Genomic DNA, 17136 nt, shown 5'->3' on the forward strand with positions numbered 1-17136 from the left:
TCAAACATGCATCACGAACGTATTCCAATCTATGTGATGACCGGGTTTCTCGGTAGCGGCAAGTCGACGCTGCTGGCACGCTGGATGAAGGAGACGCCGTTTTCCAATGCGGCGCTTATCGTCAATGAAATTGGTGAAGTTGGCCTCGATCACGCGACGCTTGGATTTGCGGGCGATACATCGACGCTGCTCGCGGACGCCTGTGTATGCTGCAACGGCCTGCCGGCGCTGAACGAAGCACTCGAAACGCTATTCTGGGCACGCCTGCATCGCAGCATCCCGCGTTTCGGCATGGTTGTGATCGAAACGACCGGGCTTGCCGATCCGGGTCCGCTTGTCGCGTCACTGAGTCTGAATTCGCTCGTGAAAGAGCGCTATTGCATCGCCGGTACGTTCACGACGATTGCCGCACATCATGCGGCCAATACGCTCGCACGCTTTGATGAAGCACGCGCGCAGCTGCAAGGCGCGGATGTGGTGGTCCTGACACATACGGATATTACGGCGCCATCGGAAGTCGATGCGGCGGAGTCGCTGATAGGAAAGTACTACGCGGGTTCGCACATCCTCCGCTCGGCGAACGGCAATCTCTGGCTACGCGAAGCACTGACGCAGCTTTCGCGACCCGTGCAGCGTGCTGAACGCGAGCCCATTCCTGACAAACCCCTTTCGCGATTGACTCGTAGTCACGGGGCTGTCACGCGTTTCATCGAATTGGACGACGTGCCGGATAGCAGCGCACTGTGCGCGCGTCTACACGAAATTACATCGCAGTACGGCGAGTCGCTTTTGCGGTTAAAGGGTTGCGTTCACCTGAAAAATGGACGTTCACCCGTCATCGTGCAATTCGTACTGGGCGACAGGTTCGCGCAGATTACCGAGGCGACATCGAACATGGCCGGCGTGAAAAGCGGGCTGACATTGATCGTGAAGAGAAACTAGAGGTTAGGTTGTGGACTAACAAGCTACCGAACGTAGTGGGAAAAATGTGCGCCGGGCGTTTCCTGAATACGCCCGGCGCATATTTTTCATTCGCCGTCCGTTTCGATGACAACTACGCCATCTTCAACGTGCGTCCTGTACGTCCGGAGCGGAATCATGCACGGCGGCGCGACCACCTCGCCGGTCTTGATATTGAACGAGCCATTGTGGAAATCGCATTCCACCGTGTCGCCATCGATATAGCCTTCCGACAGCGAACCCGGACCATGCGTACAGGTGTCGTCCGTTACGAAATACTCGCCCTGGATGTTGAAGACGGCGAGCGTCAGGCCGTTCTTTTCGACCTTGATCGCTTTACCTTCAGCGACATCTCCTGCGTGGCACAGGTGGGCAAATGCACAAGCGTGACTCATCGGGAATCTCCTTCGTTGACATGTTGTGGGCCCAATGATAACTTTGTTCTTACTCATTGAACAGCGTTCCTTATATCGGAACAAAAACAAGTAGATTGAAAACCGCACCGAACGGCATCGCGCAACAACAGCAACCCTGAGGCACACATACCATGTTGAGAAAAGAACAAAACGATCTCGTTACCCAAACCGGTCCCGGCACGCCGATGGGCGAACTGTTTCGTCGTTACTGGCTCCCGGCGCTTCTGTCGGAGGAGCTTGCGGAGCCTGGTGGCGAACCGGTTCGTCTGCAACTGCTGTCGGAACGCATGCTTGCGTTCCGCGACTCGGAAGGCAAGCTGGGCCTGATCGACGAATTCTGCGCACACCGTGGCGTGTCGTTGTGGTTCGGCCGCAATGAAGAAGGCGGTATTCGCTGCCCGTATCACGGCTGGAAATACGACGTGACCGGCCAGTGCGTCGACGTACCGTCCGAAGCAAAGGAAAGCGGCTACGCGGAAAGAATCAAGCTGAAGTCGTATCCACTCGTCGAGCAGGGCGGCGTCATCTGGGTGTACATGGGACCGGCCGACCAGACGCCGCCACTGCCGGCGTGGGAATTCTCGACCGTGCCCGCAAGCCAGTCGTTCATGAGCAAACGGATTCAGGAATGCAACTGGCTGCAGGCACTCGAGGGCGGCATCGATTCGAGCCACGTTTCGTTCCTGCACAGCGGCAGCCTCAACTCGGATCCGCTGTTCAAGGGCGCGAAGGGCAACCAGTACAACCTGAACGATCTGGCTCCCGTGTTCGAAGTCGTCGAAGCGTCGGGCGGTCTGGCGATCGGCGTGCGCCGTAATGCGGAGGACGATCAATATTACTGGCGTATTACGCCGTGGGTCATGCCCTGCTTCACGATGGTTCCGCCGCGCGGAGATCACCCGATACACGGCCACTTCTGGGTACCGATCGATGACCACAACTGCTGGGCGTGGAGCTTCGACTACCATCCGACGCGCGATCTGACCGAACACGAAGTGCAGGCGATGAACGACGGCAAGGGCATCCACGTGCGCTACGTGCCGGGCAGCAACTACGTTCCCGAGCAAAACAAGACGAACAACTATCTGATGGACCGTGCCGCGCAGAAGGCAGGCATCACGTACAGCGGTATCGACGGCATCGCGATGCAGGACGCCTCGCTTCAGGAAAGCATGGGGCCGATCCAGGATCGTACGAGAGAGAACCTGGTGGGCACCGACAACGGCATCATCATGATGCGCAGCCGGATCATGAAGTCCGCGCGTGCACTCGCCGAAAACGGCACGCTGCCGCCGGGGCGCGATCCGGAGTCGCAGAAGGTTCGTTCGGTCGCGATTCTGCTGAAGCGTGAAACGCCGTTCAGCGAAGGCGCGCGCGATGCGCTGATCGCGGAAAAAGGCAAGAAGCACCAATCGATCTAAGCCGTTGCAGCTCCGCTATTCAAAGCGCCGTGTCCTCACAGACACGGCGCTTTTTTATTTTGCGTAACACAACGGGCGTAGCGATCACGTAAAACCTGATTGCGTGGCATATAAACAGCGTGTTAAAAATATCAACTAAATAGGAATGACGTTCTGTTATATGGAACACACATAAACCCGCTAACTCCTGCTCATTTCGTGCCATGTCTACCATCGAAGAATCCACTGCCGCGCCCGTGACTCAAAAAGTCTCGTTATGGGACATATTCGCAACCTTCGTGCGCATCAGCGTGATGTCGTTCGGCGGTAGTACTTCCGCATGGTCCTATCGTGCCGTCGTGGAAGAACGCAAATGGATGGATAACGATGCGTTCGTCGCCGGTATGACGCTGTCGCAAATCTTGCCGGGCGCAAACCCGGTCAATGTCTCGCTTTATATCGGCCAGCGTCTGCGTGGGTCGCTCGGCGCGCTCGCCGGCGCGCTCGGCATGATCTCCCCTGCGCTGATCGTCGTGCTCGTGCTGGCGGTGCTCTATACGCGTCTGTCGGGCTATCCGCTCACGCACTTTCTGCTGTTCGGCATCGCCGCCGCCGGCGTAGGTGCGACGTTCTCGATGGGTGCCAAGGTGGCGGTGCGTATCGAACGCAAGCTGCTCCGCTATGCGTTCGCCATCGTCGCTTTCGTCGCGGTGGGCGTGCTGCATTGGCCTACCGTCCCCGTCGTGCTCGTGCTCGCGCCGCTCAGCATCCTTTGTGCCGCTATAGGAAACTAAATGGATAACGTCCTGCTAAGAATCATTCTTCTATTCGCACCGCTTTCCGCACTGTCGTTCGGCGGCGGCCAGACCATCATCGCCGATATCCAGCATCAGAGCGTGACGGTTTATCACTGGCTGTCGGGTCAGGAATTCGCTGACCTGTTCGCTATCTCTCGCGTATCTCCTGGGCCGACCACGCTGATTTCCGCGCTGATCGGCTGGCATATGGAGGGCCTCGTCGGTGCGCTCATTGCGACGCTCGCCATGTATATCCCGTCGTCGGTGGTATTCGTGACCGTGACGCTGTTCTGGCACAAGAGTGAAGGTACGCGCTGGCGTCGCGCCATCGAGCGCGGGCTGGCACCTGTTGCGGTTGGTCTGATTTTCGCCGGGGCCGTCGCCGTGATGGAATCGATGCACGCGACGATGTTCGCGTGGGTAACAACGGCTATTGCAGGTGGCATCGTCTACTTCACGAAGCTCAATCCGTACGTTCTGATGTCGGGCGTGGCGCTGATTTATGTGGCTGCGTTCTACGTGCCGCTTTTTTAGAGCGAAACGCGTCATAGAAAAACCCCAAGGCCGGATCTGCTTCCAGCTCTTGGGGTTCAGTTCAAATACAGCGCGCTTTGCGTTGAGATTTCAGAAATGGTGGCGAATGCCCGCCGCGAACAACAACTGGTTGCTGGTACTCGAAGGCATCATCGAATTGATGACGGCCGGCGCGCCAGCCGAAGCGTGCTGATAGATTGCTTCGATGTAGGTATCGGTGCGCTTTGACAGCGCATAGTCGGCTTGCACGGCGCCCTGATGCCAATGCGCGTCCGTACCCTTTGTGTACGTGTACATACCGCTCAGAGATAGCGTAGCGCACGCCTGCCATGTCCCGTTGATCTCGTAGTTATCGAAGGCTATGGATCGGGCAGGCAACCCCGTTTCCGTATCGGTTAGACCGCTGTAAATCGAGCGCGTCCAGGATGCCGCCAACGTGAATGGACCCAGCGCCTGACTCGCGCCGACACCGAAAGTGTTTTGTGTCTGCACTGAAGCATCGAACGTGTTGCGATTCGTGCCCGGCAACGTGACTGCATCGTAAGCGCCGCTTTCCGTGCTACCTCGGCCGTTCGCGTGCAGCCACGCCGCACCTGCGTTGAAATCGCCATTGCTATAGTTCGCGCCCATACTGTAGGCGCGATTTTTCGCAAACTGCCCTGCTGCGTTCGAGAATGCGTACATTCCACCAAAACTCAGCCCATCAAACGATGAACTGCTGTATTTGACCGAGTTGCGCGCGAGCCATGAGTTATTGGCGTTGTCGTTGTCGAATGGATGCGCGAATGCCGTGCCGCCATTGCCGCCGGTCAACGTGAACGGTGCCAGGTAGTCGTGGATCGAATCGTATTGGTGCCCGAGCGTCAGCGCGCCATATCGGTCATTCGCGAGACCCACGTAGTAGGGGTGATCGTTCTGATCCGCGCCCGTTGTGATGCTGAAACCACGCTCAAGACGAAAGATTGCGTGATTACCGCCGCCCAGGTCTTCGGAACCTTGCAGGCCCCAAAAACTACCGTCGATCAGACCTGAGGCCAGCTGAAATTGACGCCCGCCGCCGGCATCGTTCAACCAGACGGCACTCGCATCGATTTCACCGTATAGAGACACGCTGCTTTGAGCGAGTGCGTCCGAACCGCCCGCGGCAAGTGCTGCGATTAGACCGAGACGAGCGACGCTGCGAGGAAAGTGTTTATTCGGCTGTCTCGTCAACACGACTACACCTCTACTTCATCGAAACGCCGCCATTTGTAGAAGATTGTAGAGGCCAGCCAGATAAACGCGCACAAGCCGATAATTGCATACCCAACCATGCCGAAGTTATCGCCGATCGCACCGATTTCATCCCAGAACGCACCGTTCAGATGCAGCTTGTCCGCGATCAGCCCGAGTGCCTCTACGCCGCCCACGCCGATCGCGACAGCCGCCGACACCAGCGTAATCGTCATGTTGTAGTACAGCTTGCGGATCGGCTTCATGAACGCCCAGCCGTAGGCGCCCAACATCAGAATGCTGTCGGTCGCATCGATCAGCGACATGCCTGCCGTGAACAGTGCGGGAAACACCATGATCGACCAGATCGGCACGCCATGTGACGCCTGGGTCGTCGACACACCCAGCAAGCCGATTTCGGATGCCGTGTCGAAGCCAAGTCCGAACAACACGCCGAGCGGGTACATATGCCAGCCGCGCGTGATCAGTCGGAACATCGGTTTGAAAATTCGCGCGAGCAGGCCGCGATTTGCAAGCAGCAGATTGAAATCTTCCTCGTCGTAGCGCTCGCCCCGGCGCACGCGCCTGAAAGTAGCGACGACGGATTTCAGCACGATCAGATTGATTGCAGCGATCACGAACAGGAAGCCAGCCGATACCAGCGTGCCGATCACGCCACCGATTTCCCGAAATTCCTCGAAACGATGTTGCAATGCCATGGCCGTAGCGGCGATCGCGGCGGTCGCGGCGATGACGATGGTCGAATGCCCCAGCGAGAACATGAAACCCACCGTCACCGGCCGCTGCCCTTCCTGCATGAGCTTGCGCGTCGCGTTGTCGATGGCGGCGATATGGTCGGCGTCGACAGCGTGACGCAGCCCAAAGCTGTAGGCGAGAAAGGCGGTACCGAGCAGCACCGGCCGGCCCTGAAACGCGATAAATGCCCAAGCCCACGCACCGAGATTGAACACGGCCAGCAGCGCGTACATCGCGGCAATACGGCCTCGAATATTCGGGCCGGCATCGTTAAACAGAAACTTCAGGAATCGAATCATTCACGTCTCCACCGATAGATCGCCAATGTACGGATCGTACATCGCTCATACTTTTCTAAAAAATCCTCATACTCCTGACCGTATCACGTCGTTCCTTATAAAAGAACATCAAACCTTTATCTGGAACACTTTGAAAGAATAATGAGGGCTATGCTATGGTGGTGTCAAGACGCAATTACCGCGAATGGATAGCCGACATGCAACGCATCACGATTACGATCGACGATCACCTGCTCGCGACGCTCGACGACACGATGAAGCAGCACAGCTACAACAGCCGCTCGGAGGCTCTGCGCGACATCCTGCGCGCCCATCGTTCAAAGGAATTATTGGCTGACGCCCACGTGCAATGCGTCGGCACGTTGACGATCGTATTCGAGCACGGCGTACGCGAACTCGCGCAGCGTCTATCGGACGCGTATCACGAACAACACGCGCGAATTGTCAGCAGCAGTCGCATTTATCTCGACCACGACAATTGTCTGGAGATGATCGTGTTGCGTGGTGAAGTGGGTACGATCCAGCGATTCGCATGGTCGCTTGCGGCACAGCGTGGCGTGCGCAACAGCAACCTGCATCTGATGCCGTTGATGGAAGAGAGTGCGCCGCCACACGAGCATTTGCACGTGTGACGGCGGCTTTATGCTTTAGCGCTTAGTCGTGGCCATGCGAGTGGCCATGCGTGTGATCCGCATGGTGGTGATGCCCGTGATCAGCGCCGTGGCTATGGTCATGATCGTGATGATGGTGATGGCCGTGTGCGTGTGCATGATCGTGATGTGGGTGCTTGCCCGCGGTGACGTGATGGTGGTGACGATGTACGGTGCCATCCTCGTGTGCATGCCATTCCGACGCGTCGGATTTACCGTGCAAGCTCGGGTCTTCGCTGAACACGAGTGATTTGACTGTGACCGGAACGGTGCGTGACGGCATACGGATACGGCCCAGGTCGACATAATCGAGCCCTCGCAGCGACACGCCGTCGATCACGAACAGATCATTTCCATCCAATGTTTCGCGCAGCAGGTTGCCGAGCGAATGGGCAATGTCACCATCGGCGATAACGTATAGCGGCTTGCCGGCGGCAATCGTCAGCGGATTACCGTCGATCAGTCCGCGCGCGAGCGCAGCCAGACGCGAATATTCCGGCGGCCCTGCCCAGCGCACCACGATTGCCACGTCCTGATCGCCCTCCTTCAGATCGTAGCGTTGAAAGCTCTTGCGCAACGACTCAGCGATCGCCGCCGGATCGATCACTTCAGGCATGCGTTCTTCGATCGGCACGACCTGCATATTCTTGCGCGGCAGCAGATTGCGCGGATTCGAAATGAAAGTCGTGTTGCCGCTCAGCTGGATGCTGTATTCGGACGCACCGAGAACGGTCGCGCGAATGCATTCGATAGCAGGCAGCAGCGGCCACGACACCTCTTTCGCAAGCAGGCGCCGACGCACGGCGGAGCCGAAAAGTTTGCCGAGATCGAGAAAGTCGCGCGTTTCACGCTCATACACGTATTCGCCGACACCGCCCGAGAAGATCAGGCCATCGAGCTTGCCCAAATCGGCAATCGGATCGGTCAGGAACATTGAATTCAGATCGTCCGCGGTGAAGCGCTCGCCCAGTACGCGCATCAGCGTCTGCGCCATCCAGTCGGCCACCTGCTCGAGTTGCTCGCGTGTCGTCTGGCTGCCGATTTCCCAGACGAATCCCGCTGCCCGCGCGTGCTCCTTGCCCGCCGGATCGAGGCGCGTGATGCGGCCCTGCTGATCCGTCACGATCAAGCGTCCACCGAGGTGAACCGCGGCCGTGCCGATCACATTGCCGGAATCCACGAGGCCGAGCTTCGTCGTGCCGCCGCCGATATCGACATTGAGCACGCGCTTCTTGTGCTCGTGTGAATACTTTGCCGCGCCCGAACCATACACGGCCAGCATCGCTTCCATGTGATGCCCGGCGGTCGCGCAGACGAACTCGCCGCCCTGCTCCGCGAGCATATCCGCGATGCCTTCGCTGTTCTCGCGACGCAGCGCTTCACCGGTCAGAATCACGGCCCCCGTATCGATGTCGTCCGGACCGAGATTGGCTTCCTTATAGGCCGCGGCAACGATGCGTTGAAGCGCCTGCGTATCCATCTGCGTTTCGCTCAGATACGGCGTCAGCGAGATCGGGCTCTGATAAATCGGTTCGCGCCCCACGATGATGTAGCGGCTCGATAGTTCTTCGGCGATGCGCCGCATATGAATACGCGAGAACACCAGTTGAGTGCCCGACGAGCCGATGTCGATACCGACGCTGTTCAGAACGACGTTATCGAGTAGCCACACCGCCTCCTGATTCGTTTCGGACTCGGCGAAGTCATGGTCGTGATCATGATCGGCATCGTCACCGTGCTCATGGTCAGGATCGTAACCGTACAAGTGATCGTCAAGCGAATGAACGGTTGCATCGTTCGGCATAAGGCGTCTCCGGTTTGTATGGCGTATTGACATCGATCATACCGTAGCTTGCGGAACGGCAGTAGCTGAAAATGGAACGACTCTCCACATAAAAGAATTGCTTCCTCCGAAATATTGACGCCCTCCATGAGCAGCGCGGCTGCCAGGGCGGCCCAACAGTCAACGGAAGCCCTCATCCTAGGGCTAACCCGCACCCCTCAATGTCTTGACAAAAATCAAGCAGACGCGCCCAATACGGCAACTGCACCTGTAAATAGAAACGGTGTTCTATATACAGGAACACCCGAAATGAAGTTACGCAAGGAGACAGTTGGTGGAGCTTCAACTTGATGTCACCAATACGCCGCCTCGATTCTGGAAGCGGCTCGAATCAAAATGGCTGGTGATCGGCAGCGCAATCTTCATCGTCGCTGTGCTGGCGTTGATTCCGCTTTGTTTCCTGCTGTGGCAGAGCTTCATGACGCCGCAGGGCGCGGATACACCATCGGTATTCACGCTCGACAATTACCGGGTTGCGTTCGGTAGCGCGGACTCCTGGTCGGCTTTCGCGAATTCGGTGGAATTCGCGATTGGTGCGGCACTCGTTTCGTTCGTGATCGGTTCGGGCCTTGCGTGGATCAACGAGCGCACCAATACGCCATTGCGCCGTTTCTTTTCGGTTGTGACGGTCGTGCCGCTGATCAATCCCGCAATCCTCTTCACTATTGCGTGGATTCTGCTTGCCAGCCCGAAGATTGGCGTACTGAACGTCGCGCTGATGCACTGGTTCGGTCTTGCGCATCCGCCGTTCAACATCTACAGCATGGGCGGGATGATCTGGATTGACGGCTTGCAGTACTCGCCGATGGCTTTCCTGCTGATGTCGGCGGCGTTTCGCGGCATGGACCCGTCGCTGGAAGAGTCCGCCATCATGAGCGGCGCAAGCCTGTTCAGAACAACGTTCAGCATCACATTCCGCCTTGCGGTGCCTGCCATCGTTTCGACGGTGCTGATTCTGTTTGTGCGCGCGGTCGAATCGTTCGAGGTGCCCGCGCTGATCGGTCTGCCGGTAAAGATTCAGGTACTGACGTCATCGATTTACGAGGCGCTGCAGCAATATCCGACACCGACAGGGCTAGCCTCTTCGTATTCGACCATTCTGCTGCTCATTACCTCCGTCGGCATCTTTATCCAGAGCCGCCTGCTCGCCAAGGGCGGCAAGTTCACGACGGTTACCGGCAAGGCGTTCCGTGCACGCGCAATCGATCTTGGCGCGTGGCGCTATCTGACCGCGGCCATCTTCGTGCTGTATGCGCTCGTGATCGTGGTGTTGCCTCTGCTGGTGCTGCTGTGGTCGTCTTTCCAGAAGTTCTACGCGCCGCCGTCGATGGAAGCGCTGCGCCATCTGACGCTCGATTCGTACCGTTACATCTTCAGCTATCCGGAACTCAAGGAGGCGGTCGGTAACAGTCTGATTCTCGGGCTCTCGTGTGCGACTGCAGTGATGCTGCTTTCCACGCTCGTGTGCTGGATCGTGATCAAAACAAAGATTCGGGGCCGCTGGCTGCTCGATAACCTCGCTTCGCTTCCGATGGTATTTCCAGGCCTGGTGCTGGGTCTGGCATTCATGATCTTCTTCCTGAACGTGAACGTCGGCATCTACGGCACGCTGTGGATCCTGCTGATCGCCTACGTCACACGCTTCATGCCCTACGGGATGCGCTATACGCAGACCTCGATGGTTCAGTTGTCGAAGGAACTGGAAGAGTCGGCGGAAATGTGCGGCTCCGGCTGGGGCACGACTTTCTTCCGTATCGTTTTGCCGCTGCTCAAGCCGGGTCTGATGGGTGGCTGGATTTATGTGTTCATCGTATCGATCCGTGAACTGTCCGCTTCGATTCTGCTGTACAGCCCCGGTAGCGAAACGATTTCCGTCGTCGTGTGGGAGCTGTGGCAAAACGGGCAATACGTCGAGCTGTCGGCGTTAAGTGTGATGTTCGTGATTGGTCTGCTCGCGCTGGTGTCGCTCGCGCAGTGGGTGGGCAGCAAGTTCGGCGTGAAATCGGTCTGAACTCCCCATAACAGAAATTATTGAGACGGCAATGCTGAATATCCAGAATCTGAACACGGTGTATCTCGACAGTCACGGCGCGAAAGTCGCGGGCATCGAGAACGTGAGCTTCGAAGTTCCCGAAGGCAAGCTGTTCACGCTGCTCGGCCCGAGCGGCTGCGGCAAATCCACTACCCTGCGTTCGATCGCGGGTCTGGAAAAACCCGACGGCGGAAGAATCACGGCGAACGGCGTGACTGTGTTCGACGCGGCTCGCAAGACCTTCGTGCCGCCGAACAAACGTCAGTTCGGTATGGTGTTTCAGTCATACGCGATCTGGCCGCACATGACCGTCTTCAAGAATTGCAGCTTTCCGCTCGAAGTCGGCACGAAGAAATTCTCGAAGCAGCAGATCGCCGACAAGGTCATGCGCGCGCTCACCGCGGTCGGCCTCGATCATGCGGCGGATCGCGACGCGACGAAGATGTCCGGTGGTCAGCAGCAACGTCTGGCGCTCGCCCGCGCGATCGTGATGGAGCCGAAGCTGCTGCTGCTCGATGAGCCGCTGTCGAATCTCGACGCCAAGCTGCGCGACAAGATGCGCTTCGAACTGAAGCGCTTGCAACGCGAATTGAACGTCACGACGATCTACGTGACGCACGACCAGGAAGAAGCGCTCGCGATGTCGCACGAAATCGCGATCATGAAGGACGGCCATATCGTGCAGAAGGCGCGGCCTCGCGATATCTACGAGCAGCCTGCCAACCAGTTCGTCGCGGATTTCATCGGCACGACGAGCTTTGTCGACGGCACGGTCCGGGACACGAATGGCCAGACTTTGACCGTTAATTCGAGCATCGGCCCGATCACGGTGGCCCACAGTGAAGGCATGAATGTCGGTGCGAAAGCCGTCGTGTCGTTGCGCCCGGAGAACCTGGAAATCTTCGCCAGCAAGCCGACGACCGAGCACGGCAATGTATTCGAAGGCACCGTCTATTCCAAAGTATTCCTTGGCGAAACGCTTGATTTGCAGATCAAGGTCGGTGAACAGATCCTGCTCGCGCGCGCGCATCCGTCGCATCGCGAGCCGGTTGGCGCGAAGATCTGGGTCACCGTTGATCCAGCCCGTTGTATCGCGTTGAACCCGCAGTAATTTCGCTGTATCAACAAGGAGGCACTATGTCTGAAGCAAACATCGACACGAACGCGATGTATGAGGAAGATCAGCGCGCTGAAGAGTCGCATCACAGCACCGCTGGCAATGTGAAAAATCGCATATTCGTACGCGGCATCGAAGGCGCGTACAACCTGAACGCGGAACTGGAGCGTCTGCGTTCGGTTCCGCGCGTGCGCAAAGGCAAGGAAGTCAAGTTCAGCAAGGGACCGCAGACCTTCAGCCGTCACTATGTGCAGCCGAAGAACGGCATCACCCAGACGTTCCACATCCACCTCGAGGAATACTCGCCGGGCGGCCATTCGCAGAAGCACGGCCACGTGAACGAAGCGGCGTTCTACATTCTCGACGGCATCGGTTACGAAGTACACGACGGCGTGCGCTACGACTGGGAAGCCGGCGACATCGCGATCGTGCACAACAACTGCGTGCACCAGCACTTCAACCGCAGCCTGGACAAGCCGGCTCGCGCGCTCGTCATCAAGACGAAGCCGATGTTCATGTTCATGAACATGCTGTTCCAGAAGACCGTCGAACCTCGCCCCGACCAGCCGTCGCCGACAGGTGAAGGTTTCGTCGCACGCATGGAAGAAACTGATTTCAATCATCCGGAAGGAGGCTACTGATCATGGCATGGACCGAATCGGGAAACTGGCTGGCAGGCGAACAGAATCAGGCGCTTTACAAGGGCCTGCTGGAGAACGCTGAACAGGCCTCGGAGCGCAACGCCAAGCGCGCCAAGATCGTGCGGCCGGAGAACATGCCGTGGGAAATGTCGCGTCAAGGCCTGCTCAAGCATCTGCTGAACGAAGGCATGAATACGCGCATGGAGACGGTCGATGCGTACATGCAGATCATTCCGCCGGGCAGCAAGTCGGGTAAGCACCGTCACCTCGCGGAAGAGTGCCTGTACGTGCTCGAAGGCCGCGGCTATGACCTGCATCAGGACTACGACGTCGAAATCGTCGATCAGTACGCGTGGAAGCCGGTCGGTGAAGTCAAGCGCTTCGAGTGGGAAGCCGGCGACGTGATCTACATTCCGCCCGGCACCGCGCACCAGCATTTCAATGCGGACCCGGATCGTCCCGTGCGCCTGATCTCCGCGATCAACCGCATCTTCTGGAAGAGCGGCCTGAACGATCTGCAGCAACTCGAAGACGCACCGGAATACGATCCGGGCGTCACGCTCACGGCCGAGAAGATTCGCGAGTATCTGAAGAACACGGCAACCGTTTAACGAATGCCTGAAACAGTTAGCTCGCAGAGCTGCGAGCTACCGTGTTGTGTACGCAACGAGCATCGAATGGAGAAGTAAATGAGCAAGAATGCAGTTGTTTCCGAGGACATGGCGAAGAAATTCGCTACCGAGAAGGAAACGGCGTATACGCGCTGGATTGCCCAACAGGGTCTGGACATTATCGACGGGCACTACGTTCAGGACCTGCGTACGGTCGATCTGAAGGATTGGGCACGTCGTGGCGGCAAGGGTGTCTACATCAACCACGAAGCGTCGCGCACGTCGAACGACTGCTACGTCTGCGAAATTCCGCCGGGCAAGTCGCTCGCGCCGCAGCGCCAGTTGTTCGAAGAAATGATCTATGTGCTGAGCGGCCGGGGATCGACTACCGTGCGCAACGAAGCCGGCGCGGAAGTCACGTTCGAATGGCAAGCCGGTGCGCTGTTCGCTATTCCGCTGAATTGCTGGCACACGCACTACAACACGTCGGGCAAGGACGCCGCGCGTTTCGTCGCGGTCACGAACGGCCCGCCCACCATCAACGCACTCGAAGACATCGATTTCATCTTCGGCACGGCATACGACTTCAAGAACCGTTTCAACGGCGAGCCCGACTACTTCGCGAATGGCGGCGAACAGAAGGGTCTGCTGATGGAAACGAACTTCGTCGCCGATGCGGTGAATCTGCCGTTGATCAGCGCGGCTGAACGTGGTGCCGGCGGCGGTCACATTCGCTTCAACATGGCGCGCGGTTCGCAGAACAGCCACATTTCGCAGTTCCCGACCTCGACGTACAAGAAGGCTCACTCGCACGGCCCCGGCGCGCACGTGATCATCATGAGCGGCTCGGGTTACTCGATGATGTGGCGTGAAGGCGAAGAGCCGAAGCGTTACGACTGGCAAGCCGGCTCGCTGATCACGCCGGCTAACGGTGAATTCCACCAGCATTTCAACACCAACCCGAATCCGTCGCGTTACCTTGCGCTCAAGCATGAAGTCGTGTCGCAGCGTAATTCGCAAGGCGTGCCGAAGGCGTGGATTTCGCGTCGCATCGGCGGCTGCCAGATCGACTACGCGGATGAAAATCCGGTCATCCGTTCGACGTTCTCGTCTGAACTGGAAAAGATCGGCCTCTCGATGCAGATGGATGCCGCGTACGTGAAGGAACTGGAAACGCTGCCGGCGCTCGCGGGTTGAGCCGCCGCGACTGAACCGTCAATCCGGTCCGGCTGAAGGTGCGGGGTATATCAGACCGATGTACCCCGCCAAGAATAAACACATCAGAGACTCTTGATGAAAACGAAATTCCGCCTCGCAGCAATTGTTGGACTCCTCGGTGCCGCGCTGACCTTCGTGGATTCCAGTCCCGCCATCGCGGCCGGTTATGTATCGAGCGAATCCGTCGCGCAATACACCGGCGCGGATCGCATGCAAAAGCTGATCGCCGGGGCGAAGCAGGAAGGCACGCTGACGGTCTATGCATCACTGCCGCCTGATGATTTCAATCCGGTCGTACAGGCCTTCGAAAAGAAATACGGCGTGCACGTGACTGTCTGGCGTTCGAGCGCTTCGGGCATTCTGCAGCGCGCGATCTCGGAAGGCCGTGCCGGCCGCCACGAAGCGGATGTGTTCGAAACCAATGGACCGCAGCTCGAAGCGATGTACCGCGAAAAGCTGTTGCAGCCGATCAAATCGCCAGTCCAGAAATCGCTGATTCCGCAAGCAATCGAGGACAACAACGCGTGGACGGCGACGCGCCTCAATGTATTCACCGTCGCGTACAACACGAACCTGGTCAAGAAGGCAGATCTGCCGAAGACGTACAAGGACCTGCTCGACCCGAAATGGAAAGGCAAGCTGGGTGTAGAAGGCCAGGATTCGATCCCATGGTTCGCGGACACCGTGCAGAATCTCGGCGGTCAACCGGGTATCGATCTGTTCAAACAGATCGTTGCCAGAAACGGCGTATCGGTGCGCCGCGGCCACACGCTGCTGGCGAATCTGGTCGCATCGGGCGACGTGCCGATGGCTTTTGGCATCTACAACTACAAGGTCCAGTCCATGAAGGAGGCCGGTGCGCCCATCGACTGGTTTTCGATCGGACCGGCCATCACGCAGCCGAACGGCGTGGGTGTTGCGCACATGCTCAAGCATCCGAATGCAGCCGTACTGTTTTATGACTTCCTGCTGACCGAAGGTCAAGCGATGTATGCCGACCACGATATGGCCGTGACGAACACGGCGGTCAAGCACAAGCTGCCGGACGTGGCAATGCAGATCATTTCGAATAAAGACATCATCGACAATCAGGCGAAGAACCAGGCGCTTTTCGACAACGTATTTAATGGCATGAACTGATCTCCGATCAGAAAGAGGTGCGCCGGATCCACGCACCTCTGCTTCCACCGAAAGCTTCACCACTATACAGACTGCTTTCCACACGGCGAATTGTGAGCCGTTTGGAGTCGTATTCCCGTTGTTCTTTTAAAGCGGGACAGGCAGCACATGCGGCGCCGCATTCCACAAGAGGTTTGTTTTAAATCGCAGAGCGTGGTTTTTTCAATTAACCATACTATTTATTTTCTACAAATCGCGGCACTCCCGCATGTAAGCATCGGCCAATTCAGGTCGACGCTTATTAAATCAACATTGGAGACTCATGAAAAAGAGAACTCTCGCATTGATGACTTTCCCTGCTCTCGCAAGTTTTGCGAGCGTCGCTCACGCACAAAGCTCGGTTACGCTGTACGGCATTGTGAATGAGGGGATCAACTACATCAATAATCAGAGCGGCGGCTCAGTGGTCGGCCTCATCAAAGGGCAAACCAATGGCAGTCGCTGGGGTCTACGCGGTTCGGAAGATCTTGGCGGCGGTATGAAAGCCGTCTTTGATCTGGAAAACGGTTTCGATGGTTCTGCCGGCACGCTCTCGCAAGGCGGTCGTCTGTTCGGCCGCTCGGCCTACATGGGTCTGCAAACACCGTACGGCAGGCTCACGCTCGGTCGTCAGTACGACGCGATGCACGACGATGTCGGCGAACGTCTGTCCGCGACCGGCATATGGGCATGGGTCGGCAGCCACCAGGGCGACTTCGATAACCTGAACGCCAATTTCCGGATGGATAATTCGATCCGCTATATCTCGCCTACGTATGCAGGCGTGAAGCTCGATCTGTTATTCGCACCCGGCGGCGCACCCGGTAACTTCGCGACCAACCGTCGTTATCAGTTGGCGGCGACGTACGATTCCGGCCCGATTCTCGGCGCAATCGCGTACGAGAATATCAACAACCCCGCGGTTTCGGTTTACGACAGTGCTGCCGCACCGGGCACGTCGGCATTCTCGTCACCCGGCAAGTCGCCGTCGTTCAGCGGCTTCCTGTCCGCGGCCAATCAGGCCATTTTTGCGGCAGGTATCGGCTACAAGTTCGGCACCGGTGGTCAGGTCAGCTTCGTGTACACGCGAACCATCTTCGGCGACATGCTGCCAACGAAGACGACACCGAATACCGGAACGGCGACGCTCAGCAGCTACGAAGGCAACATTCGCTATCGCGTGATGCCGACGCTGCTGCTTGCGGCCGCGTATGACTACACGACAGTGCGTGCGCCGGGCAGAGCCGCGCACTATCAGCAGGTCAACGCCGGACCGGATTACTTCCTTTCCAAGCGAACCGATATTCAGCTGAGCGGCATCTGGCAACTCGCCTCGGGTATCGATTCGACTGGCAAGCCCGCGGTCGGAACGATCGGTTCGCTCGGCGCCTCGACGACGCCTACGCAGGTTGCAGTCAAACTCCTTCTCCGGCATCGCTTCTAAAGCCAGTTGATGGATGGGCGAGGTTCTGTAGCACGGAACCTCGCGTTT

The 17136-nt window shown here is 57.8% G+C and carries 16 protein-coding genes; 12 read left to right on the plus strand and 4 right to left on the minus strand.

Features of this window, described 5'->3' with window-relative positions; genetic code table 11:
• The first annotated feature begins 6 nt into the window (after positions 1 to 6).
• On the plus strand, positions 7 to 942 hold the full coding sequence (locus tag L0U82_RS30130) for a CobW family GTP-binding protein (protein WP_233836793.1): 936 nt from the start codon (positions 7 to 9) through the stop codon (positions 940 to 942).
• Between the two features lie 86 nt (positions 943 to 1028).
• On the opposite strand, the gene L0U82_RS30135 is transcribed toward L0U82_RS30130, so the two are convergent.
• Positions 1029 to 1355: a non-heme iron oxygenase ferredoxin subunit gene (locus L0U82_RS30135; protein ID WP_233836795.1), complete on the minus strand. Its 327-nt coding sequence runs from the start codon at positions 1353 to 1355 to the stop codon at positions 1029 to 1031.
• A gap of 152 nt (positions 1356 to 1507) precedes the next feature.
• Between L0U82_RS30135 and L0U82_RS30140 the strand changes: the two genes are divergently transcribed.
• The 3 genes from L0U82_RS30140 (at position 1508) to L0U82_RS30150 (ending at position 4107) form a co-directional block, all read left to right on the plus strand.
• Positions 1508 to 2797, plus strand: coding sequence for an aromatic ring-hydroxylating dioxygenase subunit alpha (locus L0U82_RS30140; RefSeq protein WP_233836797.1), 1290 nt, complete (start codon positions 1508 to 1510; stop codon positions 2795 to 2797).
• Positions 2798 to 3000: 203 nt separating this feature from the next.
• Complete coding sequence (locus tag L0U82_RS30145) at positions 3001 to 3570, plus strand: chromate transporter (RefSeq protein ID WP_233836799.1); 570 nt, start codon at positions 3001 to 3003, stop codon at positions 3568 to 3570.
• On the plus strand, positions 3571 to 4107 hold the full coding sequence (locus L0U82_RS30150) for a chromate transporter (RefSeq protein ID WP_233836801.1): 537 nt from the start codon (positions 3571 to 3573) through the stop codon (positions 4105 to 4107).
• Positions 4108 to 4197: 90 nt separating this feature from the next.
• Here the strand turns inward: L0U82_RS30150 and L0U82_RS30155 are convergent, their stop codons facing one another.
• Both L0U82_RS30155 and L0U82_RS30160 read right to left on the minus strand, forming a co-directional pair.
• On the minus strand, positions 4198 to 5319 hold the full coding sequence (locus L0U82_RS30155) for a porin (RefSeq protein ID WP_267929854.1): 1122 nt from the start codon (positions 5317 to 5319) through the stop codon (positions 4198 to 4200).
• Positions 5320 to 5324: 5 nt separating this feature from the next.
• Positions 5325 to 6374 carry a HoxN/HupN/NixA family nickel/cobalt transporter gene (locus L0U82_RS30160; RefSeq protein ID WP_233836803.1) on the minus strand — a complete coding sequence of 350 codons (1050 nt, stop codon included), beginning with the start codon at positions 6372 to 6374 and terminating at the stop codon, positions 5325 to 5327.
• Between the two features lie 197 nt (positions 6375 to 6571).
• Here L0U82_RS30160 and nikR point away from each other — a divergent pair, with 197 nt between their 5' ends.
• On the plus strand, positions 6572 to 7006 hold the full coding sequence (gene nikR, locus L0U82_RS30165; protein ID WP_233836804.1) for a nickel-responsive transcriptional regulator NikR: 435 nt from the start codon (positions 6572 to 6574) through the stop codon (positions 7004 to 7006).
• Positions 7007 to 7028: 22 nt separating this feature from the next.
• Here the strand turns inward: nikR and L0U82_RS30170 are convergent, their stop codons facing one another.
• Entirely contained in the window at positions 7029 to 8828 is a 1800-nt protein-coding gene (locus L0U82_RS30170) for an ethanolamine ammonia-lyase reactivating factor EutA (protein ID WP_233836805.1), read from the minus strand.
• A gap of 313 nt (positions 8829 to 9141) precedes the next feature.
• On the opposite strand from L0U82_RS30170, the gene L0U82_RS30175 reads away from it, so the two are divergent.
• From L0U82_RS30175 to L0U82_RS30205, 7 genes are all read left to right on the plus strand, one after another.
• Positions 9142 to 10878: an ABC transporter permease gene (locus tag L0U82_RS30175; RefSeq protein WP_233836806.1), complete on the plus strand. Its 1737-nt coding sequence runs from the start codon at positions 9142 to 9144 to the stop codon at positions 10876 to 10878.
• A 31-nt stretch (positions 10879 to 10909) separates the two neighbouring features.
• Positions 10910 to 12010 carry an ABC transporter ATP-binding protein gene (locus L0U82_RS30180; protein WP_233836808.1) on the plus strand — a complete coding sequence of 367 codons (1101 nt, stop codon included), beginning with the start codon at positions 10910 to 10912 and terminating at the stop codon, positions 12008 to 12010.
• A 26-nt stretch (positions 12011 to 12036) separates the two neighbouring features.
• Positions 12037 to 12657, plus strand: a complete 621-nt coding sequence (locus tag L0U82_RS30185; protein ID WP_233836809.1) for a cupin domain-containing protein — start codon at positions 12037 to 12039, stop codon at positions 12655 to 12657.
• 2 nt (positions 12658 to 12659) lie between these two features.
• Positions 12660 to 13268 carry a cupin domain-containing protein gene (locus L0U82_RS30190; protein WP_233836810.1) on the plus strand — a complete coding sequence of 203 codons (609 nt, stop codon included), beginning with the start codon at positions 12660 to 12662 and terminating at the stop codon, positions 13266 to 13268.
• A 78-nt stretch (positions 13269 to 13346) separates the two neighbouring features.
• Complete coding sequence (locus tag L0U82_RS30195) at positions 13347 to 14465, plus strand: cupin domain-containing protein (RefSeq protein ID WP_233836812.1); 1119 nt, start codon at positions 13347 to 13349, stop codon at positions 14463 to 14465.
• Between the two features lie 96 nt (positions 14466 to 14561).
• Positions 14562 to 15626, plus strand: coding sequence for an ABC transporter substrate-binding protein (locus L0U82_RS30200; RefSeq protein ID WP_233836813.1), 1065 nt, complete (start codon positions 14562 to 14564; stop codon positions 15624 to 15626).
• A 301-nt stretch (positions 15627 to 15927) separates the two neighbouring features.
• Positions 15928 to 17088 carry a porin gene (locus L0U82_RS30205; RefSeq protein ID WP_233836814.1) on the plus strand — a complete coding sequence of 387 codons (1161 nt, stop codon included), beginning with the start codon at positions 15928 to 15930 and terminating at the stop codon, positions 17086 to 17088.
• Positions 17089 to 17136 lie beyond the last annotated feature (48 nt).

This window comes from Paraburkholderia sp. ZP32-5 (genome assembly GCF_021390495.1).
GTDB lineage: Bacteria > Pseudomonadota > Gammaproteobacteria > Burkholderiales > Burkholderiaceae > Paraburkholderia.

Bases quoted from the DNA above. Each gene is read 5' to 3' on its own strand.
- L0U82_RS30130 (WP_233836793.1), top strand. From the start codon at position 7: ATGCATCACGAACGTATTCCAATCTATGTGATGACCGGGTTTCTCGGT.
- L0U82_RS30135 (WP_233836795.1), bottom strand. From the start codon at position 1,355: ATGAGTCACGCTTGTGCATTTGCCCACCTGTGCCACGCAGGAGATGTC.
- L0U82_RS30140 (WP_233836797.1), top strand. From the start codon at position 1,508: ATGTTGAGAAAAGAACAAAACGATCTCGTTACCCAAACCGGTCCCGGC.
- L0U82_RS30145 (WP_233836799.1), top strand. From the start codon at position 3,001: ATGTCTACCATCGAAGAATCCACTGCCGCGCCCGTGACTCAAAAAGTC.
- L0U82_RS30150 (WP_233836801.1), top strand. From the start codon at position 3,571: ATGGATAACGTCCTGCTAAGAATCATTCTTCTATTCGCACCGCTTTCC.
- L0U82_RS30160 (WP_233836803.1), bottom strand. From the start codon at position 6,374: ATGATTCGATTCCTGAAGTTTCTGTTTAACGATGCCGGCCCGAATATT.
- nikR (WP_233836804.1), top strand. From the start codon at position 6,572: ATGCAACGCATCACGATTACGATCGACGATCACCTGCTCGCGACGCTC.
- L0U82_RS30170 (WP_233836805.1), bottom strand. From the start codon at position 8,828: ATGCCGAACGATGCAACCGTTCATTCGCTTGACGATCACTTGTACGGT.
- L0U82_RS30180 (WP_233836808.1), top strand. From the start codon at position 10,910: ATGCTGAATATCCAGAATCTGAACACGGTGTATCTCGACAGTCACGGC.
- L0U82_RS30185 (WP_233836809.1), top strand. From the start codon at position 12,037: ATGTCTGAAGCAAACATCGACACGAACGCGATGTATGAGGAAGATCAG.
- L0U82_RS30190 (WP_233836810.1), top strand. From the start codon at position 12,660: ATGGCATGGACCGAATCGGGAAACTGGCTGGCAGGCGAACAGAATCAG.
- L0U82_RS30195 (WP_233836812.1), top strand. From the start codon at position 13,347: ATGAGCAAGAATGCAGTTGTTTCCGAGGACATGGCGAAGAAATTCGCT.
- L0U82_RS30200 (WP_233836813.1), top strand. From the start codon at position 14,562: ATGAAAACGAAATTCCGCCTCGCAGCAATTGTTGGACTCCTCGGTGCC.
- L0U82_RS30205 (WP_233836814.1), top strand. From the start codon at position 15,928: ATGAAAAAGAGAACTCTCGCATTGATGACTTTCCCTGCTCTCGCAAGT.